The sequence below is a fragment of the Pseudoxanthomonas sp. Soil82 genome (genome assembly GCF_040446535.1).
GTDB classification, from domain to species: Bacteria; Pseudomonadota; Gammaproteobacteria; order Xanthomonadales; family Xanthomonadaceae; genus Pseudoxanthomonas; species Pseudoxanthomonas kaohsiungensis.
Genome location: NZ_JBEAAK010000003.1, coordinates 116,410 through 141,297 on the forward strand (window position 1 = coordinate 116,410; position 24,888 = coordinate 141,297).

22 protein-coding genes are annotated in these 24,888 nt (G+C 70.7%); 13 read left to right on the forward strand and 9 right to left on the reverse strand.

The features are described from left to right. Positions 1 to 6: 6 nt before the first annotated feature. On the reverse strand, positions 7 to 648 hold the full coding sequence (lolA, locus tag ABKA19_RS09510; protein ID WP_353688698.1) for an outer membrane lipoprotein periplasmic chaperone LolA: 642 nt from the start codon (positions 646 to 648) through the stop codon (positions 7 to 9). Between the two features lie 178 nt (positions 649 to 826). After that, positions 827 to 3,169: a DNA translocase FtsK gene (locus ABKA19_RS09515; RefSeq protein ID WP_353688699.1), complete on the reverse strand. Its 2,343-nt coding sequence runs from the start codon at positions 3,167 to 3,169 to the stop codon at positions 827 to 829. 309 nt (positions 3,170 to 3,478) lie between these two features. Between ABKA19_RS09515 and trxB the strand changes: the two genes are divergently transcribed. The 5 genes from trxB (at position 3,479) to ABKA19_RS09540 (ending at position 7,431) form a co-directional block, all read left to right on the forward strand. Further along, complete coding sequence (gene trxB / locus ABKA19_RS09520) at positions 3,479 to 4,429, forward strand: thioredoxin-disulfide reductase (RefSeq protein ID WP_162375382.1); 951 nt, start codon at positions 3,479 to 3,481, stop codon at positions 4,427 to 4,429. Positions 4,430 to 4,614: 185 nt separating this feature from the next. Further along, a complete protein-coding gene (locus ABKA19_RS09525) occupies positions 4,615 to 5,742 on the forward strand; it encodes a GNAT family N-acetyltransferase (RefSeq protein WP_353688700.1) in 1,128 nt (375 codons plus the stop codon). Positions 5,743 to 5,769: 27 nt separating this feature from the next. Next, positions 5,770 to 6,519: a leucyl/phenylalanyl-tRNA--protein transferase gene (gene aat, locus ABKA19_RS09530; protein WP_353688701.1), complete on the forward strand. Its 750-nt coding sequence runs from the start codon at positions 5,770 to 5,772 to the stop codon at positions 6,517 to 6,519. A 76-nt stretch (positions 6,520 to 6,595) separates the two neighbouring features. Continuing rightward, positions 6,596 to 6,814 (forward strand): translation initiation factor IF-1, encoded by a 219-nt coding sequence (gene infA / locus ABKA19_RS09535; protein WP_052633646.1) that lies wholly within the window; start codon positions 6,596 to 6,598, stop codon positions 6,812 to 6,814. 251 nt (positions 6,815 to 7,065) lie between these two features. Next, complete coding sequence (locus ABKA19_RS09540; RefSeq protein ID WP_353688702.1) at positions 7,066 to 7,431, forward strand: hypothetical protein; 366 nt, start codon at positions 7,066 to 7,068, stop codon at positions 7,429 to 7,431. A gap of 130 nt (positions 7,432 to 7,561) precedes the next feature. Here ABKA19_RS09540 and clpA read toward each other — a convergent pair whose 3' ends face one another. Together clpA and clpS are read right to left on the reverse strand one after the other, a co-directional pair. Next, positions 7,562 to 9,847 (reverse strand): ATP-dependent Clp protease ATP-binding subunit ClpA, encoded by a 2,286-nt coding sequence (gene clpA, locus ABKA19_RS09545; RefSeq protein ID WP_353688703.1) that lies wholly within the window; start codon positions 9,845 to 9,847, stop codon positions 7,562 to 7,564. A gap of 138 nt (positions 9,848 to 9,985) precedes the next feature. Beyond that, complete coding sequence (clpS, locus tag ABKA19_RS09550) at positions 9,986 to 10,306, reverse strand: ATP-dependent Clp protease adapter ClpS (protein WP_162375376.1); 321 nt, start codon at positions 10,304 to 10,306, stop codon at positions 9,986 to 9,988. Positions 10,307 to 10,403: 97 nt separating this feature from the next. Between clpS and ABKA19_RS09555 the strand changes: the two genes are divergently transcribed. The 6 genes from ABKA19_RS09555 (at position 10,404) to ABKA19_RS09580 (ending at position 14,856) form a co-directional block, all read left to right on the forward strand. Further along, entirely contained in the window at positions 10,404 to 10,898 is a 495-nt protein-coding gene (locus ABKA19_RS09555; RefSeq protein ID WP_353688704.1) for a YbjN domain-containing protein, read from the forward strand. Positions 10,899 to 10,900: 2 nt separating this feature from the next. After that, positions 10,901 to 11,362 carry an NUDIX hydrolase gene (locus ABKA19_RS09560; protein ID WP_162375374.1) on the forward strand — a complete coding sequence of 154 codons (462 nt, stop codon included), beginning with the start codon at positions 10,901 to 10,903 and terminating at the stop codon, positions 11,360 to 11,362. Between the two features lie 14 nt (positions 11,363 to 11,376). Beyond that, complete coding sequence (gene mnmA, locus ABKA19_RS09565) at positions 11,377 to 12,459, forward strand: tRNA 2-thiouridine(34) synthase MnmA (RefSeq protein ID WP_502945772.1); 1,083 nt, start codon at positions 11,377 to 11,379, stop codon at positions 12,457 to 12,459. A 139-nt stretch (positions 12,460 to 12,598) separates the two neighbouring features. Next, the gene (gene hflD, locus ABKA19_RS09570; RefSeq protein ID WP_353688706.1) at positions 12,599 to 13,213 is read left to right on the forward strand and encodes a high frequency lysogenization protein HflD; all 615 of its coding nucleotides are present in this window, start codon (positions 12,599 to 12,601) and stop codon (positions 13,211 to 13,213) included. Positions 13,214 to 13,351: 138 nt separating this feature from the next. Then, complete coding sequence (locus tag ABKA19_RS09575) at positions 13,352 to 14,545, forward strand: methyl-accepting chemotaxis protein (protein ID WP_353688707.1); 1,194 nt, start codon at positions 13,352 to 13,354, stop codon at positions 14,543 to 14,545. A 98-nt stretch (positions 14,546 to 14,643) separates the two neighbouring features. Further along, complete coding sequence (locus ABKA19_RS09580) at positions 14,644 to 14,856, forward strand: hypothetical protein (protein WP_353688708.1); 213 nt, start codon at positions 14,644 to 14,646, stop codon at positions 14,854 to 14,856. Positions 14,857 to 15,355: 499 nt separating this feature from the next. On the opposite strand, the gene ABKA19_RS09585 is transcribed toward ABKA19_RS09580, so the two are convergent. Beyond that, positions 15,356 to 18,145, reverse strand: a complete 2,790-nt coding sequence (locus ABKA19_RS09585) for a bifunctional diguanylate cyclase/phosphodiesterase (protein WP_353688709.1) — start codon at positions 18,143 to 18,145, stop codon at positions 15,356 to 15,358. 158 nt (positions 18,146 to 18,303) lie between these two features. On the opposite strand from ABKA19_RS09585, the gene ABKA19_RS09590 reads away from it, so the two are divergent. Next, on the forward strand, positions 18,304 to 20,361 hold the full coding sequence (locus ABKA19_RS09590) for a sensor histidine kinase (protein WP_353688710.1): 2,058 nt from the start codon (positions 18,304 to 18,306) through the stop codon (positions 20,359 to 20,361). 7 nt (positions 20,362 to 20,368) lie between these two features. Further along, positions 20,369 to 22,096 (forward strand): EAL domain-containing protein, encoded by a 1,728-nt coding sequence (locus ABKA19_RS09595; RefSeq protein WP_353688711.1) that lies wholly within the window; start codon positions 20,369 to 20,371, stop codon positions 22,094 to 22,096. 19 nt (positions 22,097 to 22,115) lie between these two features. Here ABKA19_RS09595 and ABKA19_RS09600 read toward each other — a convergent pair whose 3' ends face one another. The 4 genes from ABKA19_RS09600 to flgA all read right to left on the reverse strand — a co-directional run bounded on the left by ABKA19_RS09600 (position 22,116) and on the right by flgA (position 24,807). Further along, the gene (locus ABKA19_RS09600; RefSeq protein ID WP_502945773.1) at positions 22,116 to 23,345 is read right to left on the reverse strand and encodes an ATP-binding protein; all 1,230 of its coding nucleotides are present in this window, start codon (positions 23,343 to 23,345) and stop codon (positions 22,116 to 22,118) included. An 85-nt stretch (positions 23,346 to 23,430) separates the two neighbouring features. Further along, positions 23,431 to 23,772 (reverse strand): flagellar protein FlgN, encoded by a 342-nt coding sequence (locus ABKA19_RS09605; RefSeq protein WP_162375366.1) that lies wholly within the window; start codon positions 23,770 to 23,772, stop codon positions 23,431 to 23,433. Between the two features lie 3 nt (positions 23,773 to 23,775). Continuing rightward, complete coding sequence (gene flgM / locus ABKA19_RS09610) at positions 23,776 to 24,084, reverse strand: flagellar biosynthesis anti-sigma factor FlgM (RefSeq protein ID WP_162375365.1); 309 nt, start codon at positions 24,082 to 24,084, stop codon at positions 23,776 to 23,778. Between the two features lie 90 nt (positions 24,085 to 24,174). Then, the gene (gene flgA / locus ABKA19_RS09615; RefSeq protein WP_353688999.1) at positions 24,175 to 24,807 is read right to left on the reverse strand and encodes a flagellar basal body P-ring formation chaperone FlgA; all 633 of its coding nucleotides are present in this window, start codon (positions 24,805 to 24,807) and stop codon (positions 24,175 to 24,177) included. Positions 24,808 to 24,888 lie beyond the last annotated feature (81 nt).

The window sequence follows — 24,888 nt, forward strand, 5'->3', positions numbered from 1 at the left end:
GCCCGGTCACTGGCCGACGACGTCGACATCCTCGCCCGGCTTGAACTGGAAGGTGCCCGCGGCGAAGGCCGGGTTGCGCTTCCAGGCCTCGAAGCGGATCTCGGTCTTCTGCCCGACCAGGTCCAGCACCTGCATCCGGGCCAGGCCCTGCGCGCCGAAACCCAGCCGCGCCATCTGGAAGTTGGCCTGCGCATCCACCTTGGGGGTCAGGGTCAGCCACTGCAGGCCTTCGCTGGCGGCGGCCTCCTCGCTGACATCGAAATGCTGGTCCAGGCGCTTGGGATCGAACAGCGCCACCAGCGGGCTGTTGCGCTCCTCCTCGCCCTGCGGCCGCACCGTGGCCTGCTGCAGGTCCGGCTCATAGACCCAGACCTTCTGCCCGTCGGCCACGATCAGCTGCGCGAACGGCTTGACGTATTCCCAGCGGAACAGCCGCGGCGCCGACACGGCCACGCTGCCGGCGCTGCTTTCCTTGGCCCGGCCGTTGGCATCGAAGACCTGCTGGCTGAACTTCCCTTCCAGGCCCTTGAGCCCGGTGGTGAACCGGGCCAGGTCCTCGCGGGCGCCCGCGAAAGCGTGGCCGGCCAGGAGCAGGCCCAGGCCGATGCCGGAGGCGAGGCGGAGAGCGGTGCGCGATATGCGGTGCATGGCGTGATCGACGGAGGATGGATGGCGGAAGTGTGCGGATAGGAAGCTGAACAGGCGTGGATGCCCGGGTGGTGGCGGATGGCGTGGGCGGAAGGCTGATGGAAGCAGCCGCGCAAGCCCGGCCCCACGCGCCCCATTTCGTAGAGCGGGGCTCGCCCCGCTGGCGCTCCCCGCCCGGTCAGTCGCGCGGCGGCGGCGGCGCCAGCACGCTGCGGTCGCCGTTGTGCTCGGGCCCGCTGACCACGCCCGCCGCTTCCATCGCCTCGATCAGGCGTGCGGCGCGGTTGTAGCCGATCTTCAGCCGCCTCTGCACGCCGGAAATGGACGCGCGGCGGGTCTCGGTGACGATCCGCACCGCCTCGTCGTACAGCGGGTCGGACTCGTCGCCGCCGCCGCCGGATTCGGGCAGGCCGGTGGCGCCGACGACCACGCCGTCGCCCATGGTCTGCACTTCGTCGAGCACGCCCTCGATGTAGTCGGCGCGGCCGCTGGCCTTGAGGTGCTCGACGACCCGGTGCACCTCGTCGTCGCTGACGAAGGCGCCGTGGATGCGCTCGGGCATGGCCGTGCCCGGCGGCAGGTAGAGCATGTCGCCGTGGCCGAGCAGGGTCTCGGCGCCGGACTGGTCCAGGATCGTGCGCGAGTCGATCTTGCTGGACACCTGGAAGGCGATGCGGGTCGGGATGTTGGCCTTGATCAGGCCGGTGATGACGTCCACCGACGGGCGCTGGGTGGCCAGGATCAGGTGGATGCCGGCCGCGCGCGCCTTCTGCGCCAGCCGCGCGATCAGTTCCTCGACCTTCTTGCCGACGATCATCATCATGTCGGCGAATTCGTCGATGAAGATGACGATGAACGGCAGCGGTTCCAGCGGACGCGGCGCCTCGCCCAGTTCCGGGTTGGGCTTGAACAGCGGGTCCATCAGTGGCTGGCCCGCATCCTGCGCGTCGCGGACCTTCTTGTTGAAGCCGGCCAGGTTGCGCACGCCGACCGCGCTCATCAGCTTGTAGCGGCGCTCCATCTCCGCCACGCACCAGCGCAGGCCGTTGGCGGCCTCCTTCATGTCGGTGACCACCGGCGCCAGCAGGTGCGGGATGTCCTGGTAGACGCTCAGCTCGAGCATCTTCGGATCGATCATCAGCATCCGCAGGTCTTTCGGGCTGGCCTTGTACAGCAGGCTCAGGACCATGGCGTTGACCGCCACCGACTTGCCCGAGCCGGTGGTGCCGGCCACCAGCAGGTGCGGCATGCGCGCCAGGTCGGCCACGGTCGGCCGGCCGGCGATGTCCTTGCCCAGGGCCAGGGTCAGCGGGCTGGCGGACCTGTCGTATTCCTTCGAGCGCAGCAGCTCGGAGAGGAAGATCATCTCGCGGCTGGTGTTGGGGATCTCCAGGCCGATCACCGACTTGCCCGGGATCACGTCGACCACGCGCACCGACTTCACCGACAGGCCGCGGGCGATGTCCTTGTCCAGCGAACTGATCTGGCTGACCTTGACGCCCGGCGCCGGCTCCATCTCGAAGCGGGTGATCACCGGGCCCGGATAGGCGCCGACCACCTGCGCATCGATGCGGAAGTCCTTGAGCTTGAACTCGATCTGCCGCGACAGCGTTTCCAGGGTCTCCTCGGAGTAGCCCTTGGTCTGCGGCTTGGGGTCGTCGAGCAGGGCCAGGGGCGGCAGGCCGTCGGCGGTGCCGCCGGTGCCCTGGAACAGCGGGATCTGGGTCTCGCGCTTGGCCCGCTCGCTCTTCTCCACCACCGGCGCCGCCGGCGGTTCGATCCGCACCGGTTCACGCCGGGCCTGCCTGACCGCATCGGTCTTGCGGACCTCCTCACGCTCCTCGCGCAGATCGCGGGTGCGCTTCCACTCCTCGGCCTGCTGGGTCTTGCGCCGCAGCAGGTCCGGCAGCGCCAGCACGCCGGCGCCGATCTTCTCCATCACCCAGAACCAGGACAGGCCGGTGGCCAGGGTGATGGAGACCAGCAGCAGGACGACCAGGAACAGGTTCGCGCCGAGGGCACCGAAGCCCGCCGCCAGCGACTGCCCGACCAGCCGCCCGATGACGCCGCCGGCCTGGCCGACGTCGCCCGCGTGCAGGCGCAGGTGCAGCAGCCCGGTAAGCGCGATCAGGAACGCGACGATCCCGACCAGGCGCAGGGCCGGCCCGAGCTCGTCCTCCTCGCCCAGCCCGAACAGCGCGATCCAGGCGATCGCGCCGAGGATCACCGGCAACACGAAGGCGGCGTAGCCGAACAGCTGGATCAGGATGTCGGCGATATATGCGCCGGCCAAGCCGCCGAGGTTCTGCACCTGGCCTGTCACGCTGCCGCTGTTGGACCAGCCGGGATCGTCCGGCGAATAGCTCACCAGGCACGCCAGCAGGTACAGCAGCAGCGGCGCGATCACGATCAGGGCCAGGTCGCGCCACAGCCGTTGCCGTCGCGGGCTGGCGGCGTCGCGCTCGGCGCGCGCTGCGTTGCCGCGGCTGGACTTGCTGCGTTCCGTCAATGCCTTGGCCACGTCGACGTTTCGATCCCCGGGTCTGGAACTGCTCGCAGAATGCGATGTTAGGCCTTGATCTTAAATGCTTCTGTCGCCAATTGCCTAGCCGCCGTGCCGGCCGGCGGCGGCGACGGGCCGCCGCGCCGGCAGGATCGCCGCCGCCGGCGGCAGACGAGCGGTTGCGCCCCGCGAGCGGGAGTTCCCGGCGCGCTCGCCGGGGAAGCCGAGCCCCCCGCCCTGGCGCCCCAGCGTTCCGTCCTTCGCCTTGATTCACCCCGGTGCGGCCTCCACTCTATGCGCTGCTTCCCACTCGTCGCCACGGACTGCATGACCACCAAGCACTCGCGCCTGCTCATCCTCGGTTCCGGCCCCGCCGGCTGGACCGCCGCCGTCTATGCCGCGCGCGCCAACCTCAAGCCGGTGGTGATCACCGGCCTGCAGCAGGGCGGCCAGCTGATGACCACCACCGAGGTGGACAACTGGCCCGGCGACGCCCACGGCCTGATGGGCCCGGACCTCATGGCGCGCATGCAGGCCCACGCCGAGCGCTTCGATACCGAGGTCATCTTCGACCACATCCACACCGCCGACCTGTCGAAGCGGCCGTTCACCCTGTCCGGCGACAACGCCACCTATACCTGCGACGCGCTGATCATCGCCACGGGCGCGACCGCCAAGTACCTGGGCATCGAGTCGGAGGAGAAGTTCAAGGGGCGCGGCGTATCGGCCTGCGCGACCTGCGACGGGTTCTTCTACAAGGACCAGGACGTGGTCGTGGTCGGCGGCGGCAACACCGCCGTGGAAGAAGCGCTGTACCTGTCCAACATCGCCCGCAAGGTCTACCTGGTCCACCGCCGCGACACGCTGCGCGCGGAGAAGATCATGCAGGACAAGCTGTTCGCGAAGGTCGAGGCCGGCAGGATCGAGCCGGTATGGCACCACACCATCGACGAGGTGCTGGGCGACGACGCCGGCGTGACCGGGGTTCGGGTCAGGTCCACGCTCGACGGCAGCACCCGCGACCTCGCCGCGCACGGCTTCTTCGTGGCCATCGGCCACCATCCCAACACCGGCCTGTTCGAGGGCCAGCTGGCGATGGACAACGGCTACCTGGAGATCCGCTCGGGCCTGGGCGGCAACGCCACCGAGACCTCGGTGGCAGGCGTGTTCGCCGCCGGCGACGTCGCCGACCAGCACTATCGGCAGGCCATCACCTCGGCCGGCTTCGGCTGCATGGCCGCGCTGGACGCCGAGCGCTTCCTCGACAAGGGCGAGTAGCCGCCCTTGCATGCCGCCCCGCCGGTGGTTTGCGCGGCGGCGGGCGCCCGGTCATGCACAGCCGGGCCGGGCGTTGCGGAGCGCGTGGTGCGCCATGGACGGCGACACATCCGCCTGGAGAGGCCGAGGCTGCCGGAACAGATGAAAGCCCCCTCCCCGTTCGCGAATCCGCAGACCCCGCCTTGATGCCGACCGTACGCATCCTCGATTCGCTGGCGCAGGTTCCCGCCGCTGACTGGAACGCGCTGGACGACAGCGGCAACCCGTTCGTCCGCCATGCCTTCCTCGAAGGCCTGGAGCGGCACGGCTGCCTGCGTGCCGACTGGGGCTGGACCCCGCGCCACCTGACGCTCTGGGAGGGCGGACGGTTGCTCGCCGCCGCCCCTGGCTACCTCAAGACCAACTCGCACGGCGAGTTCGTGTTCGACCATGCCTGGGCCAACGCCTATGCGCGGCATGGGCTGGACTACTACCCCAAGTGGCTGTTCGCGGTGCCCTACTCGCCGGTGACCGGGCCGCGCCTGCTCGCCGGCGGCGAAGCGGCGCGGCGCGCCCTGCTGGAGGCAATCGCGCGCCAGGCCGACGAGGACGGCCTGCCTTCGGCCCACGTCAATTTCCACACCCAGGACGAGGACGCCCTGTTCGATGCCCAGTGGTTGCCGCGCATCGACGTGCAGTACCACTGGCACAACCGCGACGGCTGGGCGGATTTTCCCGGTTTCCTGGCGGCGATGGACCACAAGCACCGCAAGAACATCCGCCAGGAGCGGGCGCGGGTGGCCCGCGCGGGAGTGGAGTTCCGGCGCCTGCACGGCGATGAGGCGGGTCCGGCCGAGCTGGACCTCATCCACCACTTCTACCTGCAGACCTTCCGGGAGTACGGGAACGCGCCAGCCCTGACCCGGGACTTCCTCTCGCATATTGCGCGAGAAATGTCTCGTAACATTATGATTGTTATCGCATATCATGCGGGGCAAGCCGTCGCCGGGGCGCTCTTCCTGCGTGGCCGGGATACGCTCTATGGTCGGTACTGGGGCAGCGACGCAGTCCTGCCGGGGCTGCACTTCGAGACCTGCTACTACCAGGGCATCGAGTACTGCCTGGAACAGGGCCTGGCCCGTTTCGAACCCGGCGCCCAGGGCGAGCACAAGCTGGCCCGGGGGTTCCTTCCCGCGTTCGTGCGCAGCCGGCACCGCATCGCCGATCCGCGGTTCCAGCCGGCCCTGCGCGACTGGTGCCAGGAAGAGGCGCGCTCGGTCCGGCGTTACGCGGCGGCACTGGCCACGCGCGGGCCGTTCCGCGACCCGCCCTGAGCCGCCGCCCCCTGCCTACAATCCACCATGGCCCGACGCCCCGTCCTCCTGTCCGGCGATCCCCATGCCCCCTTCCCCGACGTATCGCTGGCGCTGCGGCAGCCGGATGGGCTGCTGGCAGTCGGTGGCGACCTGTCGGTCCCGCGCCTGCTGGCGGCTTACCGCAATGGCATCTTTCCCTGGTACTCGGAGGGCCAGCCGATCCTGTGGTGGAGCCCCGACCCGCGGACGGTGTTCCGCACCGGCGCGGTGCATCTGTCCTCGCGCTTCCGCCGGGAACTGCGCCGCCTGCGCTGGCAGGTGCGGGCCGATACCGCCTTCGACGCGGTGGTCGCCGCCTGCGCCGCGACGCCACGGCCCGGACAGGACGGCACCTGGATCGTCCCGGGGATGCGCCGCGCCTACGCGCACCTGCATCGCCTGGGACATGCGCATTCCATCGAGGTCTTCGACGAGGATGGGCTGCTCGCCGGCGGGATCTACGGCGTGGCGATCGGCCGGATGTTCTTCGGCGAGAGCATGTTCAGCGCACGCAGCGGCGGCTCCAAGGTCGCGCTGGCGGCACTGGCGCGATGGCTGGACGAACGGGGCTGGCCGCTGATCGATGCGCAGGTGGGCAACCCGCACCTGGAATCGCTTGGCGCCGAGGCGTGGCCCCGCGAACGCTTCATGGACGCGCTGGCTGCGCTCACCGCCGCCCCGGGCCTCGGCGGCAGCTGGACCGGCGAATTCGGGACCATTCCGGCCTCGGGGCTGGCCGGACCGACGGCTGGTTAACATAATTTTTGCCTTCGGCGCCAGTCTCGCGTAAAATGCGCGGCTTTCCGCCCGCCCGCCCCCTGACTGGAACCGCATGTCGAAAGACGACTCCATCGAGTTCGAAGGCACCGTCATCGAGACGCTGCCCAACACCACGTTCCGGGTTCGCCTGGAGAACGGGCACGAGATCATCGCCCACATCTCCGGGCGCATGCGCAAGAACTACATCCGCATCCTCACCGGCGACAAGGTGAAGGTCGAGATGACCCCGTACGACCTGACCAAGGGCCGTATCACCTACCGAATGAAGTGATGCACGGCCTTGCGCCGCGGCATCCAGCAAAGGCGGCCGATGGCCGCCTTTTTTTTGCCGCGCGCCGGCGCGCCGGACCACGCCGTGCGCACTGTGACGCAGGCACGTGGATGTGCAGCGCACATGAACAAGGCATTACCGAAACGGCATCCATGACCTTGGTCATTGTCACCACAGGCAGGTCCGGAAACGCATAAGCGGCCATAGCCTTGTGCGCGTCCAATCCGGACCACCCCGAGCCCCTATAAGCCATGAACATCAAGCGTCTTTGCACTGCAGCGCTGCTCGCCGGCGCCGCCTTCGCCGCCAATGCCGCCGACAACACCCCGATCACCGACTGCGTCGACCTGGGCGCGAACCAGGAGATCGTGCGTTCCGGTGGCGCGCAGAACATGCTGCTGCGCGACGGCGATGCGCACTACCTGGTCGGCTTCCGCGGCGACTGCAGCTCGCTGGCCACCGCCTCGAACATCCAGATCAGCACCGATGGCACGGCCAACCGCCTGTGCCCGAAGGGCACCAAGGTCAAGACCAACCGCGCTACCTGCAGCGTCGGCAAGGTCGAGGCGATCGACGCCGAGCAGTTCGCTGCCGGCAAGAAGCGCGCCTCGCGCTGATCGAGGACCTTATCCCGCCGTCGCCCGCCGCCCACTCGTCGTGGCGGCGGACGATGGCGTGGAGAAGAGTGCCGCCGCTGGCGCCAGCTGCCAGCGGCGGCTTTTTTTTTATCGCGACCGCGCGCCGGGACTAGACAGTCGCCGGCAACAGCCGCTCCGGCTCGGACTGGCTTTCGACCACCAGCTGGCCGTCGACCACGTCGATGTTGACCCGGCCGCCATCGACCAGCTTGCCGAACAGCAGCTCGTCGGCCAGCGGTCGCTTGATCCGGTCCTGGATGACGCGGGCCATTGGCCGGGCGCCCATCAGCGGGTCGAAACCGTGCTGGGCCAGCCACTCGCGCGCCGTCGGCGAGGCGGTCAACGCCACGTGCTTCTCGTTGAGCTGCATCTCCAGCTCGATCAGGAACTTGTCGACCACGCGCAGGATGTGCTCGAAGCCGAGCGGCTGGAACTGCACCACCGCGTCGAGGCGGTTGCGGAATTCCGGGCTGAAGCTGCGGCGGATCACTTCCATCGCGTCGGTCGAGTGGTCCTGCCGGGTAAAGCCGATCGAACGCCGCGAGGCCTGGGCGGCGCCGGCATTGGTGGTCATCACGATCACCACGTTCTTGAAGTTGGCCTCGCGCCCGTTGGTATCGGTCAGCACGCCGCGGTCCATGACCTGCAGCAGGATGTTGAAGATGTCCGGGTGCGCCTTCTCGACCTCGTCCAGCAGCAGCACGCAGTGCGGGGTCTTGACGATCTTCTCGGTCAGCAGGCCACCCTGGTCGAAGCCGACATAGCCCGGGGGCGCGCCGATCAGGCGCGAGACCGAATGCGGCTCCATGTACTCGGACATGTCGAAGCGCACCAGCTCGATGCCCAGCTGCAGCGCCAGTTGCTTGGTCACCTCGGTCTTGCCCACGCCGGTCGGGCCGGCGAACAGGAAGTTGCCGATCGGCTTGTCCGGGTTGCCCAGGCCGCTGCGGGCGAGCTTGATCGCCGAGGCCAGGGTCTCGATTGCCGGGTCCTGGCCGAAGATCACCATCTTCAGGTTGCGCTCCAGGTGCTGGAGCACGTCCTTGTCGGTGGCGCTGACCTGCTTGGCCGGGATCCGCGCCATCTTGGCCACGATGGTCTCGATCTCCTCGACGTCGATCAGCTCCTTGCGCGTCTCCAGCGGCAGCAGCCGCTGGCGCGCGCCGGCCTCGTCGATCACGTCGATGGCCTTGTCGGGCAGCAGCCGGTCGGCGATGTGCTTGACCGACAGGTCCACCGCCGCCTGCAGCGCCTCGTCGGCGTAGGTCACGCCGTGGTGCGCCTCGTAGCGGGGCTTGAGGCCCTGCAGGATCTCGTAGGCCTCGCCCACCGTCGGCTCGACGATGTCGATCTTCTGGAAGCGGCGGGCCAGGGCCCGGTCCTTCTCGAAGATGCCGCGGTATTCCTGGAAGGTGGTCGATCCGATACAGCGCAACTCGCCGGAAGCCAGCGCCGGCTTGATCAGGTTGGACGCGTCCATGGTCCCGCCCGACGCCGAACCGGCGCCGATGATGGTATGGATCTCGTCGATGAACAGGATCGCGCCGGGGATCTTCTTGATCGAGCTCAGCACGCCCTTGAGCCGCTTCTCGAAGTCGCCGCGGTACTTGGTCCCGGCCACCAGCGCGCCCAGGTCGAGCGCGTAGATCACCGCGTCCGACAGCACGTCGGGCACCTCTCCCTCGACGATGCGCTTGGCCAGGCCTTCGGCGATCGCGGTCTTGCCCACGCCGGCCTCGCCCACGTACAGGGGGTTGTTCTTGCGCCGGCGGCACAGCACCTGGATCGTGCGCTCGATCTCGTCGGCGCGTCCGACCAGCGGGTCGATCTTGCCGATCCGGGCCTGCTCGTTGAGGTTGGTGGCGTATTCGGCCAGGGCATCGCCCTTGCCCTCGCCGTCACCGCCTTCGGCCTTGCCCTCGCCTTCGCCGGGCGCGGGCTGGCCGCCGTCCGGCTCGTCGCCGAGCTTGGCGATGCCGTGGGACAGGTAGTTGACGACGTCCAGCCGGGTGACGTCCTGCTGGGTCAGGAAATAGACCGCGTGCGAGTCCTTCTCGCCGAAGATCGCCACCAGCACGTTGGCGCCGGTGACCTCCTTCTTGCCCGAGGACTGGACGTGGTAGACCGCCCGCTGCAGCACCCGCTGGAAGCCCAGCGTGGGCTGGGTGTCGCGGCCGTCGTCCTCGGCCAGGCGCGAGACCGAGGCCTCGATGGCCTGGTCGAGTTCGCCGCGCAGGCGGTTGGAGTCGGCGCCGCAGGCCCGCAGCACGGCCTGGGCGGACGGGTTGTCGAGCAGCGCCAGCAGCAGGTGCTCGACCGTCATGAATTCATGGCGTGCTTCGCGTGCGCGCTTGTAGCACTGGCCGATGGTCTGTTCGAGGTCTTTGCTGAACATGGCGGACTCCGTGAGATGCCAACAATATGCGGCCTGTCGTCCGGAATTCCACAGTGCCGGCGGATCGCAGCGTTCAGCCGGCGGCATGGCCCGGGCGGCCGGCCTTGGCCCCTGCCCAGGCGAGGCGCCATCCCGGGGTCAGGCCTTCTCCATGGTGCAAAGCAGCGGGTGCTGGTTCATCCGCGAGAACTCGTTGACCTGGGCCACCTTGGATTCGGCCACTTCGCGCGTGAAGACCCCGCAGACGCCGCGCCCGCGGGTATGGACGTGGAGCATGACCTGGGTGGCCTGCTCCAGGTCCAGGCTGAAGAACTGCTGCAGGACCGCCACCACGAAGTCCATCGGGGTGTAGTCGTCGTTGAGGAGGACCACCTGGTACATCGGCGGCGGAGCGACTTCCGGCTTGCCGGGATCGACCAGCGCGCCGTGCTCGTGTTCGTGTCGTGGGGTGTGGGGCATGCCCCGATTATACGGGCGCCTCCGCGATGGACTCGATCGCGCCGGCTGCCGGACAATGGCTGCGACCCGCGCACGCGCGCGCCTCCCGCCAGAGCCCATGTCGCCATACCGCCTCGCCTGTGCCTGCCTTTTCGCCTTCGCTTCGCTGGGGGCGCACGGCGCCGGCCAGGCGGCGTCCAAGGCCGATCCCTCGATCGCGCCGCTGCTGGAGGAGCTGGGCTACGAGTACGAACTGGACGAGGACGGCGATTACAAGATGGTCATGGCGCTCGACGGCGGGCGCACCCAGATGGTCTTCATCCGGTCCGGCGTGGAAACCTACGGCCTGCATCGCGTGCGCGAGATCTGGTCGCCGGCCTACCGGGTCGATGCGGGCGCTTTCCCCGGTCCGGTCGCCAACCGGCTGCTGGAGGCCTCCCATGCGCTCAAGCTCGGCGCCTGGGTGAACAATGCCGGTTTCGCCGTGCTGGTAGTGAAGGTCGACGCCGGCATCGATGCCGAGGCACTGGACCAGGCGATCGGCGCGGCGGTCACCAGCGCGGACGAGATGGAGCGGGAGCTGGCCGGCGATCCCGACAGCGACGAGTTCTGAGCATGGTCGCCACCCTGCCCGGCCAGGCCTGGCACCCGGACGTGACCGTGGCCACCGTGGTCGCGCTCGAGGGCCGGCTGCTGCTGGTCGAGGAAAGGATCGACGGCCAGCTGGTGCTGAACCAGCCGGCCGGCCACCTGGAACCGGGCGAGAGCCTGGTCGAGGCCGCCGTGCGCGAGACCCTGGAGGAAACCGGCTGGCAGGTCCGCCTGGAAGCGTTCGTGGGCAGCTACCAGTGGACGGCCCCCGGTGGCCAGCAATACCTGCGCTTCGCCTTCGCCGGGCAGGCGCTGGCCCACGACCCGTCGCGGCCGCTGGACGAAGGCATCGAGCGCGCCGTGTGGCTGGCCCCCGCCGAACTGCGCGCACGCACGGCCCAGCACCGCAGCCCGCTGGTCTGGCGGGTGGCCGCCGACTGGCTGGGCGGGCAGCGCCATCCGCTGTCGCTGGTGCAGGCGCTGTGACCGCCATACGCACCATGGTCGGGGTGTCCGGCGGGGTCGACTCGTCGGTCGCCGCCTGGCTGCTGGCCCAGGCCGGGGAGCCGCTGGCGGGACTGTTCATGCAGAACTGGGACGACGACGGCAGCGGCGACTGCCGCGCAGAAGAGGACCGGCGCGACGCGGTCGCGGTGTGCGGGCGGATCGGCATCCCGTTCCACTTCCGCGACTTCTCGAAGGAATACTGGGCCGGGGTGTTCGAGCACTTCCTGGCCGAATACGCCGCCGGGCGCACCCCGAACCCGGACGTGCTGTGCAACCGCGAGGTGAAGTTCAAGCATTTCCTGGACGCGGCCCGCGCGCTGGGCGCCGAGCGCATCGCCACCGGGCATTACGCCCAGGTCGCCCGCGAGCGCGGACGCTGGCGGCTGCTGCGCGGCGCCGACCGCGACAAGGACCAGAGCTACTTCCTGCACCAGCTCGGCCAGGCGCAACTGGCCGCGACCCTGTTCCCGATCGGCCACCTGCCCAAGGCCCAGGTGCGGCAGATCGCGCGCGACGCCGGCCTGCCGACGCATGCGAAGAAGGACTCCACCGGCATCTGCTTCATCGGCGAGCGCGACTTCCGCGAGTTCCTGGGTCGCTACCTGCCGGCGCAGCCCGGCGAGATCCGCGACCCCCGGGGGGTCAGGGTCGGCGAGCATCCCGGCGTGTTCTATTTCACCCTGGGCCAGCGCGAAGGCCTGGCCATCGGCGGCGTCCGAGGCCGTGCGGCCGCGCCCTGGTACGTGGTCGGCAAGGACGTGGCGCGCAATGTCCTGTACGTGGACCAGGACCGCGACAGTCCCTGGCTGCTTTCGTCCGTGCTGCGGAGCGAGCCGATGCACTGGGTCGAAGGCGCCCCACCCGCCTCCAGCTTCGAATGCACCGCCCAGGTGCGCTACCGCCAGCACGCGGAGCCCTGCCAGGTGCAGGTCCAGGACGATGGCACGCTCCAGGTCCGCTTCGAGCGCCCGCAACGCGCGGCCACGCCGGGCCAGTCGCTGGTGCTGTACGACGGGCCGGCCTGCCTGGGTGGCGCGGTGATCGAAGCCACGGACGCACCCACGCCAGCTTCTTAGGCGCCGGGTTCGCCCGCGAGCGAGCCTCGTCGGCCGGTTGAGGCCATCGCGATGCCGGCGCACGGCTCGCCCGCGAATCGTGTGCTGCGAGGGGCCCCTCCGCCGCAGGCGCGGGAGATGCCCGGTTAGAATGCCGCGCATGAACTTTTCCTACGACGACCGCGTGCTGGCCCTGGCCGGCCTGGCCCAGGCGCTGCAACAGGTACGCCGCATCGCCGAAACCGGACAGAGCCAGGATGCCGCCGCCCTCCCCGTGCTGGAGAGCGTGTTCCGGATCGACGCCGGGTCGGCCGCCGAGGTCTACGGCGACGGCGCGCGCGTGCTGGAGCCGGGGCTGCGTGCGCTGGGGGATTACCTCTCCAATCGCAGCGAAGACCCGCTGCTGCCGCGCCTGGCGCTGGCCACGCTGCAGCTGGAACGGCGCTTCTCGGGCGAACCCAACACCCTGGCCGCGGTCGGCAACGGCCTCGATGCGCTGTCGGCGCAGGCCGCATCGCTCGGCTGCGGCCACCCCGAGGTGCTGGCGGCGCTGGGCGGCCTGTACGCCGACACCATCAGCCACCTGCGGCCGCGGATCATGGTCCAGGGTAATCCGCACTACCTGGGCCAGGCCGGCGTGGTCTCGGAGATCCGCGCGCTGTTGCTGGCCGCGGTGCGTTCGGCCCTGCTCTGGCGTCAGCTGGGCGGCAGCCAGTGGCAGTTCCTGTTCGCGCGCCGGGCGATGGTCGAGTCGGTGGCCCGTCACCTGGGTTGAGCGGCGTCCCCTGCTGCGGCGCTTGCGCGGCGACGCAAGCCATGGACCGGCGTAGCGGGTCCAAGGCCGGGCGGCAAGGCGGCTAAAGGCACCGGGTGGGCGGCCGATACTGCTCACGTGGTTCCGCAGAGATCGCCCATGGACTCCCGCTTGCTAATCCGTATGGCCGCGCCGCTGGCGCTGACCCTCCTCGCCCCCCTTGCCTTCGGCTTCGACTGGCCGACACCGGTACGCTGGGCGATCCTCACCACGCTCACCCTGAGCTGGTTCGGCTTCGCCGCCTGGCTGCTGCTGCGCGGTAGCGGACTGGCGACGCAATCGCCGGAGCACCAGCGCGTGATGCGCGAGCAGGAACAACTGCTCGCCGAGCTGCGCAGCTTCGTCGGCAAGGAGATCGATGGTTCCCGCCAGGAAGTGGAGCGTGCCCGCGACCTGATCCGGCAGGCCGTCGCCGGGCTCGGCGCCAGCTTCGACGCGATGAACCGCAAGTCGCGCCAGCAGGGTACGGCCATGGCCCGGATCATCGCCGACCAGGACGGCAGCGGCGGGGTCGACGTGGCCCGCTTCGCCCAGCACGCCAGCTCGCGCATGGAGCAGCTGGTGGAGGCGCTGGAACAGGTCGCCGGCCAGAGCACGGTCACCGTGCAGCACATCGACCAGATGGCGCAGCACCTGGACGGCATCTTCGCCCTGCTGGAGGACGTCAAGTCGATCGCCGACCAGACCAACCTGCTGGCGCTGAACGCGGCCATCGAAGCGGCCCGGGCCGGCGAGGCCGGGCGCGGCTTCGCGGTGGTCGCCGACGAGGTGCGCAACCTGTCGGAACGCTCGACCACCTTCAACGAACAGATCCGCAAGCTGGCGCACAGCTCCAAGGACGCCATCGCCAAGGTGCGCGAGACCGTCACCCAGATGGCCTCCCGCGACCTGGACCGCTCGCGCGAAGCGCGTGCCGAGGCCGCGCAGATGCTGCAGAACGTGGCCGCGATCAACAGTTCCCTGGGCGACGGCATGCGCGAGATCTCCGAGTGCGGCCGCGCCATCGACGGCTCAGTCGCCGAGGCCGTGCGCGCCCTGCAGTTCGAGGACATCGCCACCCAGGCGCTGGGCGGAGCGCACGTGCACCTGGACCGGCTCGACGCGATCAACCGCGAAGCCCTGGCCCTGCAGGACCTGCTCCACCGCAGCAACGGCGCCGGCGACGAAGACCTGCTGCGCGCCCTGCAACGCCTGGGCCAGCGCCTGCGCGACCTGCGCGGCGAATGGGAAGCGCCGCCGCACAAGCCGGTCGCACAGCAGACCATGGGCGCCGGTACGGTCGAGCTGTTCTGAGCACCGCACCGGCGGTGATGCGGTCGCGGTCCGGATGGACCGCTTCCAGGCCCCGGCCGCACGCCGGGGCCTTCGCCTGTATCCGCAGCGAGGCTGTCATGGACGAGGATCAGCTGGCATCGGCGCGACAGGCGGCGGACACGTCCACCGCCGACCCCGGCAAGCCGGTGGACAAGGCCGCCCTGGCGCGCCTGGAACATCTCGCGTTGCAGGAGCTGTCGGCCGCCCGGCCCCTGCTCGGCGCCGGACGCGAGCAGGACGACACCCTGCTGGCGTGCATCCACTGGGACCTCGGTACGCCGCCGCGCTGAGCGGACAGGATCCGGCGTGGTTGAACCCCGGACACGCGTGCCCGAGGGGATGGAGTATCGCCGGCAGCGCGAGCGCACCTGGCTGACCGCATGGCGCGAGGCGTCCTGCTCCTGTCGAGGCGCATGCGACCCGGATCGTGGGCTCGACCCGGATCGTGGGCTTGCGACGCACTCCCCACCCCGCCGGACCGGTCGTCAGGACGATCGAAAGCGTCCACGGGTGTGGACAGGTTCGCGCGCACGCCATGCGCCATCGCCTGCCTGTCGGACTCCTCAAGCTGCGGCACCCGGTGACGCCGCTGCGCACATCGGGGTCCAGGCGAGGCGTACGGAGCGCCCGCCGGCTTCGGCAAGCGTGCCCGCGATGCGGCGAATCGTCGGCGTTGCGGGGCGATGCGGGCGCACCGGGGCGTCAATGACCCTGTGGCCGTTGCGCTGCGAAGGTGGCCAGGCCGCTACCGCTTGCGGCGCTGCCGGCGCTTGCCGGCGTGTGCCGCCCTCAGAGGTTGCGGCCGGCCAGTCCCGGGATCCAGGCGCCTGACATAGGCTCGATGGACAGCTGCCGCAGCCATTGCGCCAGCTCGCGCGGCGGCAGCGGCCGGGTGTAGAGGTAGCCCTGGATCTCGTCGCAGCCCCAGCGCGCCAGCTGCGCCTGCTCCTCCAGCGTCTCCACGCCCTCGGCGACCACCCGCATGCCCAGCGCATGGCCGAGGTGGATGATTGCCTGGGTGACTTCGCCGGCATTGGCATCGCGCAGCATGTCGGTGACGAAGCTGCGGTCGATCTTCAGGCGCTGTACCGGGAACCGGTTCAGGTACTGCAGGTTGGAGAAGCCGGTGCCGAAGTCGTCCACCGCCAGTTGCACGCCGTGGCGTTCGAAAACCGAGAAGCAGTGGCGCAGGCTGTCGCTGTCGACGATCAGCGCCGATTCGGTCAGCTCCAGCTCCAGCCTGCCCGGGGGCCAGCCGGCGCGCTGGCACAGCGTCACCACGCGCTCGGCGAAGCCGCGGTCGCGCAGCTGCACGCCCGAGACGTTAACCGCGATCCGGCCGAAGTCCAGCCCGGCGGCGTGCCAGGCCACCGCCTGGCGGCAGGCCTGCGCGATCACCCAGTCGCCGAGGCGGACGATCTCGCCGCACTGCTCGGCGACGGGAATGAACTCCCCGGGATGGCAGGCGCCGGCCGGCCTGTGCCAGCGCAACAGGGCTTCCACGCCCGGCGCCTGGCCGTCGCGCAGGCTGACCTGCGGCTGGTAGACCAGGCTGAATTCCTCGCGCTCCAGCGCACCGCGCAGGGAGTGCTCGATCTCGAGGCGGCGACGGGCGTGCCGCTGGATGTCCTCGTTGTGCAGTTGGCAACTGTTGCGGCCCTGCTCGCGCGCCGCGTGCAGGGCGGCGTGGGCCGCGCGCAGCAGGTCGTCGAACGCGCGCCCGTCGCGACCGAGCAGGGCGATGCCCACGCTGGCGCCGACCTTGAGCTGTTCGCTGCCGAACGCCAATGGTTCGGCCAGCACCGCGATCAGCCGCCGCGCCAGGTCCTCGGCCATCGCCGGATCGGCCGGGCCGCGCATCACCACCAGGAACTCGTCGCCACCCAGCCGCCCGAACAGCTCGCCGCTGCCCAGCGCGTGGTGCATGCGCCCCGCCGCGGCCTTGAGCATGGCATCGCCGGCGGCGTGGCCGAAGGAATCGTTGATGCCCTTGAAGCCGTCCAGGTCCAGCAGCAGCAGCGCCAGGCCGCTGCCGGCGCGGTCGTGGCTGGCGAGGATCGCCTCCTCGGTCTGCGCACGCAGCAGGAAGCGGTTGGGGAGGCCGGTCAACAGGTCGTAGTGGGACAGCAGTTCGATCCGCTCGCTGGTCTCGCGCTCGCGGGTGATGTCGCGGTACAGGGCGACCAGCCGCGGCACCATGCCCTCGCGCCGGTCCATCTCCACCATCACCTGCACCCAGACGCGCTGGCCGCTGTGGCGGTAGAAGCACAGCTCCAGCTGCTCGGGCGCGCCGCCGGCGGCCAGCCGGCGCAGGGCGCCCTCGAACGCCTCGCGCGAGTCGCGGGTGTACAGCGACAGCGCATCGTCCAGGGTGAGCGGGCCGTGCGGCATGCCGTGGATCCGGTAGCACTCCTCGGTCCACTGCACCCGCCGGCTGACCGGCTCGATCTCGCAGCCGCCGATGTGGCCCAGCGATGACACCCGGTCGAGCAGCTCGGTGCGCCAGCGCAGCAGCGCATCGGCGCGGCGCTGGCCGGTCACGTCCTGCAGCTGCCCGAGTACGCGCACGATGTGGCCGCCGGCGTCGAGCTCCGGCCGGGCCCAGGCCAGGACCTGCAGCGGCTCGCCTTGCGGGCCGTCGAGCACCAGGTCGAACTGCACCGGCTGGCCATCGCGGCGCATCCGGCGCCAGGCCCGGCGCAGCGCGCTGGCGGCGGGCCGCGGCATCCGCCGCAGCCAGGCGCGCGCCGAATCGCCCTCCTGGCGCGGGTGGCCGGTCAGGCGATAGAGGTCATCGGGCCACCAGCCGGTGTCGGTCTCCGGATCCCAGGACCAGGGCACCATCGCCGCCAGCCGCTGGATCTCCTCGAGCAGCGCCTGCTGCTTGCGCAGCTCGCCCTCGAGCTGCTTCTGCGCGTCGATGGCGGTGTGCGTGCCGACCATCCGCAGCGGCCGGCCGTCGGCCGACCAGGACACCACCCGGCCGCTGTCGCGGACCCAGCGCCAGCTGCCGTCGGCGTGGCGTACCCGGTGTTCGCCGGCGTACATGGGGCTGTGGCCTTCCAGGTGCGCGCGGACCGCGGCCCGCACCCGCTCGATGTCGTCCGGATGGACCAGGGCCAGCGCCGATTCCAGGTTCGCGTCGGGAACGTCGTCGGCGGTGTAGCCGAGCATCGCCAGCCAGCTCTCGGAGCGGAAGATGCGGTTGGCGGCGATGTCCCAGTCCCACAGTCCGTGCCCGGCGCTGTCCAGCGCCACCTGCCAGCGGCCGGAATCCTCCGGGTCGGGAATCCCCAGGGTGTAGGCGAGCACGCCGCCCTCCGGCGCCCGCACCGCCCGCAGCCAGCCGTCGAGCCGGCGCTGCGGCCCGGGCAGGCTGCAGGCCACCGCCTGCAGGCGGCCGTCGGCGAGGAGCTCGCGCAGGTCGCGCAGCACCGGCGCGTAGCGCGCGGCCGACGCCTGCAGGCCGAGCGCCTGCGCGGCCGGATTGGCGGCCAGCGGCATGCCGTCGCGGTCCAGCACCAGAAGCGCACTCTCGATCGGGTGCTGCATCAGGCTCGCGATCGCCCCTGCATCCACGCCAGCACTCCATGCAATCGCCCGCAGCGGGCCGTCATGCAGGTAGCGGCCGACGCCCGCGTTTTTTGAGCGGCTGGCCCGCGACGTGACCGCTTGGCGCACTGATATGCTTGCCCGGCGAGGCAGAGGGGGATTGGATGCGGCAGCAGGACCAAGCGATGGAAGGCGACGCCGCGCGGCCGGCGCCGCGGCCGATGGTCGTGCCGCGGGCGCGTGCCCTGGTCTGGCGCATCCCGCTGCTGTACGTCCTGCTGGGGATCTGCTGGATCCTGTTCAGCGACCAGCTCACCGCCGCGCTGTTCGACGACGCCGCGGCCATCACCCGCTGGCAGATGTGGAAGGGCGTGGCCTACATGGTCGGCACCGGCGTGCTGCTCTACCTGCTGCTGCGGCCGCTGGTGGAGCGCCTGCTGGAGGCCCAGCGGCGGATCACGGACTCGGAAGCGCGCTACCGCGAGATGTTCGAGTGCAACACCAGCCCGATGTGGACCTACGATCCGGAGTCGCTGCGGATCGTGGACGCCAACCCGGCGGCGAGCGAATTCCTGGGCTGGTCCCGCGGCGAGCTGCGCGGCATGGAACTGCACATGCTCTGGCCGGCCGAAAGCCGCGGCCACTTCGACGAGGGCATCGCCGCGATCCGGGCCGCTCCGGGCCAGCCCTGCGCGCGCATCGATCGCCTGCGCACCAGCGATGGCAGCTTCCGCGACGTGGAGATGCGCAGTTCGGAACTGGTCCTGTCCGATGGCCAGCGTATCCGCCTGATCGTGATGCACGACCGCACCGCCGAGCTGCAGTCGCAGCGCTCGCGCGAACACGCCATGTCCCGCCTGCAGGAGGCGCAGCGGCTGGCGCGCCTGGGCTCGTTCGAGGTCGACGCGCGGACCCGGCGCGGCCATTTCAGCCCGATCCTGCTGCGCCTGGTCGACCAGGCCGGCGACGACGACCGGCCCCGGGCCCTGGAGGAGGTGCTGGTCGCGGCCAACGCCGATACCCAGTCGCGGCTCGAACACATGCTCGACGAGCTGGGCGCCGGGCAGCTGCAGAAGATGGACGTGCTGCTGCCGTTCCTCGGCGCGGGCGGCCAGGAGCGCCTGCTGCGCGTGCGCGTGCAGCGGGTCGAGGAGGACCGCCGCTGGATCCTGCGCGGCACCGCCCAGGACGTGACCGAAGAGCAGCAGACGCGGCGCCTGCTCGGCGAGCGCGAGCAGCAGTTCGCCGAGCTGATGCGGATCCTGCCCGACGGGGTGATGCTGCTGTCGGCCGAGCACGTGATCTACGCCAACCCCGCCTGCGCAGGCCTGTTCGGGCGCCGCACCGAGATGCTGCTCGGCGAGCCGCTTTCGTCGCTGGTCCTGGAAGAGGACCTGCCGGCGCTGCGCGAGTACATGCTGGCCGGCACCGGCAGCGAACCCTCGCCACGGATGCGCCGCGGCGACGGCAGCTGCTTCCGGGTATCGGTTTCCTGCAGCAACGCGCGCTACGGCGGGCAGGACTGCAAGCTGCTGGTGGTGCGGGACCTGAGCGAGCCCGAGCGCATGCGCATCGCGCTGGCCGCCAGCAACCAGGAACTGCAGGCCATGGGCCACCAGCTGTTCACCGCCCAGGAGGACGAGCGCCGGGCGATCTCGCGCGAGCTGCACGACGACATCGGCCAGGCGATCACCGCGATGAAGCTGTCCGCGCACGCGGCCATGGGCGAGGAGGACGGCGCCCGCCGGCTCGAGGACCTGCAGGCGCTCGCCGGACTGGCCGACGCGACGCTGGACAAGCTGCGCAACCTCTCCACCCTGCTGCGCCCGCCGCAACTGGACGCACTCGGCCTGGAAGCGGCGCTGCGCTGGCATGCCGGCGTGCTCCTGCGCAACTCGCCGGTGCACCTGCGGCTGGACATCCAGCCGCTGCGCCAGCGGCCGCATCGGGAAGTCGAGCAGGCCTGCTTCCGGATCGCGCAGGAGGGACTGACCAACGTGATGCGCCACGCCGGCGCGCGCAATGTCAGCGTGGCCCTGGCCGACGTGGACGGCGCCTGGCTCCAGCTGCGCATCGAGGACGACGGACGCGGGTTCGAGCCGTCCCAGGCGCAGGGGCTGGGGCTGGTGATCATGCGCGAGCGCGCGCAGGGCGTGGGCGGGCAGTTGCGCATCGACGCCCTGCCCGGGCGCGGCACCCGGATCGAACTCGACCTGCCGTACGACCAGCAGCTCGCGGACTGACGCCTGGATGTCCGGCCACCTTCCCTACCCCGCCCCGTCCGCCACGCCCGGGCCCGCCCGCCTCGGGGCCGGGCACCCGGTGCTACAGCGCCTGGTAGAGGACGCGATCGCCGGTGGCCCGCGGCTGATGGTGGTCCACCTGGACATCGACCATTTCGCCTCGGTCAACGAGAACATGAGCGTGGCCGTCGGCGACCTGGCCCTGGACCTGCTCGCGCGCCGGCTCGAAGCGTGGCTGCACGGCCGCGGCCACCTGTGGCGGCACGGCAGCGACGAATTCGTGGCGGCGATCCCGTTGCCGGCCGGCGGTGCGGACGCGAGCGACCTGGCCCGGGACCTGCAGCGCGAGGCCGAGCAGCCGCTTAGCGTGCTGCCCTACACCCTGTTCCTGACGGTCAAGCTGGGCGTGAGCTGCTGCCCGGAGCACGGCCAGGACGCCGACACCCTGCTGCGCCACGCGGAGATCGCCGCGCGCCAGGTCGGCCACAGCGACGAGCGGATCCAGTTCTACGGCGGCCAGAGCCTGCAGAACGTCCACAACGAGAGCGTGATCGCGCGGCAGATCGTCGACGCGGTTCCGAACGGCGAGCTGCGGCTGAGGTTCCAGCCGGAAATCAGCGCCCGCGACGGCCGCGTGATCGGCATGGAGGCGTTGCTGCGCTGGCAGTCGCCGAGCCTGGGCATGCTGGTGCCGGAGCGGTTCATGCCGACCGCCGAACGCCTGGGCGTGATCGTGCAGATCGGCGGCTGGGTGCTGGAGAACGCGATCGAGCAGGTCAGGCAGTGGCGCGAATCGGGCTTCGACGACCTGTTCGTCACGGTGAACGTGTCGACGCTGCAGTTGCAACGGCCCGGCTTCCCCGACGAAGTGCTGGCGCTGCTGATGCGCGCCGGGGTGCCGCCGGAGTCGCTGGTGCTGGAGATCAACGAGAGCGCGCTGGCGGCCAACGTCACCCCGGTGTACGAGGGCCTGGTGGCGCTGCGCCGCGAAGGCGTGGGCCTGGCCCTGGACAACTTCGGCACCGGCGACTCGAGCCTCAGCTCGCTGGTGCGCTACCCGGTCGACAAGCTGAAGATCGACCGCAGCTTCATCCGCAGCTCGCCCGCCGGCGAGCGCGAGGCGGCGATCGTGCGCGCGATCATCGCCATGGGCCACCAGCTCAACATGAAGGTCGTGGCCAACGGCGTGGAGACCGAGGCCCAGCTGGGCTACCTGCGCCGCAGCGACTGCGACATGTTCCAGGGCTACCTGTTCGGCGAGCCGATGCCCGCCGACATGGCCAGCACCACCCTGCGCCGCCGCTACCTGCGCCCGGAGCTGTTCGCGGCCAGCAAGCAGGACCAGACCCTGCTGCTGGTCGACGACGAGGAGAACGTGCTGCGCTCGCTGGTGCGCCTGTTCCGCCGCGACGGCTACCGGATCCTGGCGGCGGGCAACGTGCGCGATGCGTTCGACCTGCTGGCGACCAACGAGGTCCAGGTGATCCTGTCCGACCAGCGCATGTCGGACATGAGCGGCACCGAATTCCTGGGCCGGGTGAAGATGCTCTACCCCGATACCGTGCGCATGGTCCTGTCCGGCTACACCGACCTGGCCACGGTGACCGACGCGATCAACCGCGGCGCGATCTACCGCTTCCTGACCAAGCCGTGGAACGACGACGAGCTGCGCGAGCACATCCGCCAGGCCTTCCGCACGCACCGCGAACGCCAGCCCCTGGCCGGCCCGCCCTAGCCCCGCGCGGGCGTCGGTCCTAGACCGCCTCGACCGTGGCCTGCGGCTGCCGCACCGGCAGCACGATGCGGAAGCGCGAGCCCTCGCCGATGCGGCTGTCCACGTCGATCCGGCCGTGGTGCTTGGCGACGATGCCGTAGGAGATCGACAGGCCCAGCCCCGTGCCCTTGCCCACCGGCTTGGTGGTGAAGAACGGATCGAAGATGCGGGCCTGCGCCTCCGGCGGGATCCCGGGCCCGCTGTCGGCGATCTCCACCCACACATGGTCGCCGTCGTGGCCGGTCTGCACGCGGATCGTGCCGCGCTCGCCGATCGCCTGGCCGGCATTGATCAGGATGTTCATGAACACCTGGTTGAGCTCGGACGGCAGGCATTCCACCGGCGGCAGCGTACCGTAGTGCTTCTCCAGCGTGGTCTTGTACTTGAGCTCGTTCCAGATGATGTTGAGGGTCGACTCCAGGCCGGCGTGCAGGTCCACCAGCTTCCACGACTCGTCGCGCTCGCTGCGCGAGAAGTCCTTCAGGTCGCGCACGATCCGCGTGACCCGTTCGATGCCCTCGCGCGATTCGGTCATCAGCTGCGGCAGGTCGCGGCTGATGAAATCGATGTCCAGGCGGGCGCGGGTCTGGTCGATCTCCGGGATCATCGCGCGCGGATCGGGCGAGCGCAGCGCGCGTTCGTAGGCCTCGATCAGCGCGAACAGGCTGTGCAGGTACTCCTGCAGGCTGCCCAGGTTCGAGTGGACGTAGCCGATCGGGTTGTTGATCTCGTGCGCCACGCCGGCGGCCAGCTGGCCGATCGAGGCCAGCTTCTCCGACTGCAGCAGCTTCTCCTGCGCGGCGGTCAGGCGCACGTTGAGCTCGGCGTGCCGGCGCACCAGTTCCTGGTCGTGGAAGCGGACCTGCCGCAGGTCCTGCATCAGCACCAGGAAGTGCTCGCCATGCTCGGCGCCGAAGTAGACGTGCACCATCAGGATCGCGTCGCCGCCGAAGGACAGGTGGCCGCTCCAGCGGCCCTCCGCGCGCGCCTGCGCCAGGGCGTCGCCGGGCAGCAGCTGCTGCAGGGTCAGGCCGCTGGACAGGTCGCGCGGATAGCATTCCCCGCACAGCTTGTGCGCGGCGGCGTTGGCGTAGACCAGCCGGCTGGCACCGTCGTACAGCAGGATGCCCTCGAACATGCGCCCGGCCAGCCCCTGGATGGTCTGCAGGGAGGGCAGGACGGTGGCTGCAGGTGTGTTGGTCACGGCGATGGCACGCGCTCCGGCGGCATCCGGTTCTGGAGGGCGATTCTAGCCGGTGCCTGCCGCGTGCTGCGGGCGCGCGCGGCGGCCGGGTTCAGGCGACGGCGAGGTCGCGGCGCGGCTGCAGCTGCTGGGCCTGGCCCTGGGCATCGTAGGCCGGGGCGCTCTCGGCGCGACCGAGGTGGCGCAGCGCCCAGTTCACCTCGCGCCGGCGGCGGGCCAGCAGCGCGCCATTGCTGCGGTTGGCCTCGGCCAGCTCGGCCAGCCGCTCGCCACGCCCGCTGGGGAGGTCGGCCTCGAGGTGGCGCAGCGATTCGAGCTTGTCGCGGGTCGATCGCACCAGCAGCTCGATATCGTGTTCGAGCAGTGCGCGGCGCTCGTCGGCCAGCGCGGCGGCGAGCCGGTCGAGCGCTTCGTCGCTGGCGACGGCGTCCATGGATCAGCCGCCCAGCTGCTTGTCCAGGTCCAGCATGCGCTCGGCGATCTTCGCCGGGTCGATGCGGTAGCTGCCCGACTCCAGCGCCTGCCTGACCTCGGCCACCCGGGCCTGGTCGATGGCCGGGGCGGTCGACAGTTCGCGCTGCAGGGCCTGCAGGCTGGTCGCTTCGCCGGTCAGGCGCAGGCTGTCGCCGGCCTGGGCGGCTTCGACCGGGGACGAGCGATCGGCGCCGGCGGGGGCGACGCGGCCGCCCACGGGGCCGGTGCTGCGCACGGCGGGGGGCGGGGTGCCTTCGATCTTGTGGCTCATGGCGATGAGTCCTTTACGGGGTACGCCGGGGTATCGGCTGGGTCGGGAGGGAACTTTAGGGCCGTTCCGGAAATTTTTTCGCAGGTCGGTTCAGCGGCTGACGACGACGTCCCCGCCCGGCCCGACCCGGCCCTGCAGGACGCGGCGGGTGGACAGGTTCTCCACCGCGACCCGCTCGTTCTCGCCGGCATCGCCGAGGGCGCGTCCGGATACCCGGACCTCCACCCCGCCGCGCCGCGATACCAGCGCCACCGCGTCGCCGCGGCGGACCAGCCGTGGCGCGGCCAGGTCGCCGGCCGACAGGACGGTGCCTGCCGGCAATGTCCGCCGCGCGACCTGGCCGGCGGCCTGGGACACGTCGGCCAGCGCCGCACCGGCGATGCGCGAGGTGTCGCGCGCCTCGGTGGCCACCGCATCGGCCGGGATCGCCTCGCCCGCGGCCACGCCCCGGACCAGCACGACCACCGGCTGGCTGCGCCGTACCTTCACCGGCACGAACAGCCGCCAGCCTTGCGGACAGGACACTTCGACCGTTCCGGCCGTCGCCTGCCGGGCCTCGAGCGCCTGGCCGCAGGCCGGCATGCGCAGCGCGGGATCCAGGCTTGCTTCCGCCTGTCCCCCGGGTACCGCCTGCAGCGCGGCCGCGCGGATCGATTCCACCGGCTCGAAGCCGGTCGCGGCCAGCGCCACCGTCATCGGCAGCGCGAGCAGGAACATGAGCATGGGGCGCAGCAGGAGCATGGCGGCCTCGCCGGTGGAAACTGGGCGGGGCCCATGCAAGCACCGTGCCGCGGCCGCGCTCAA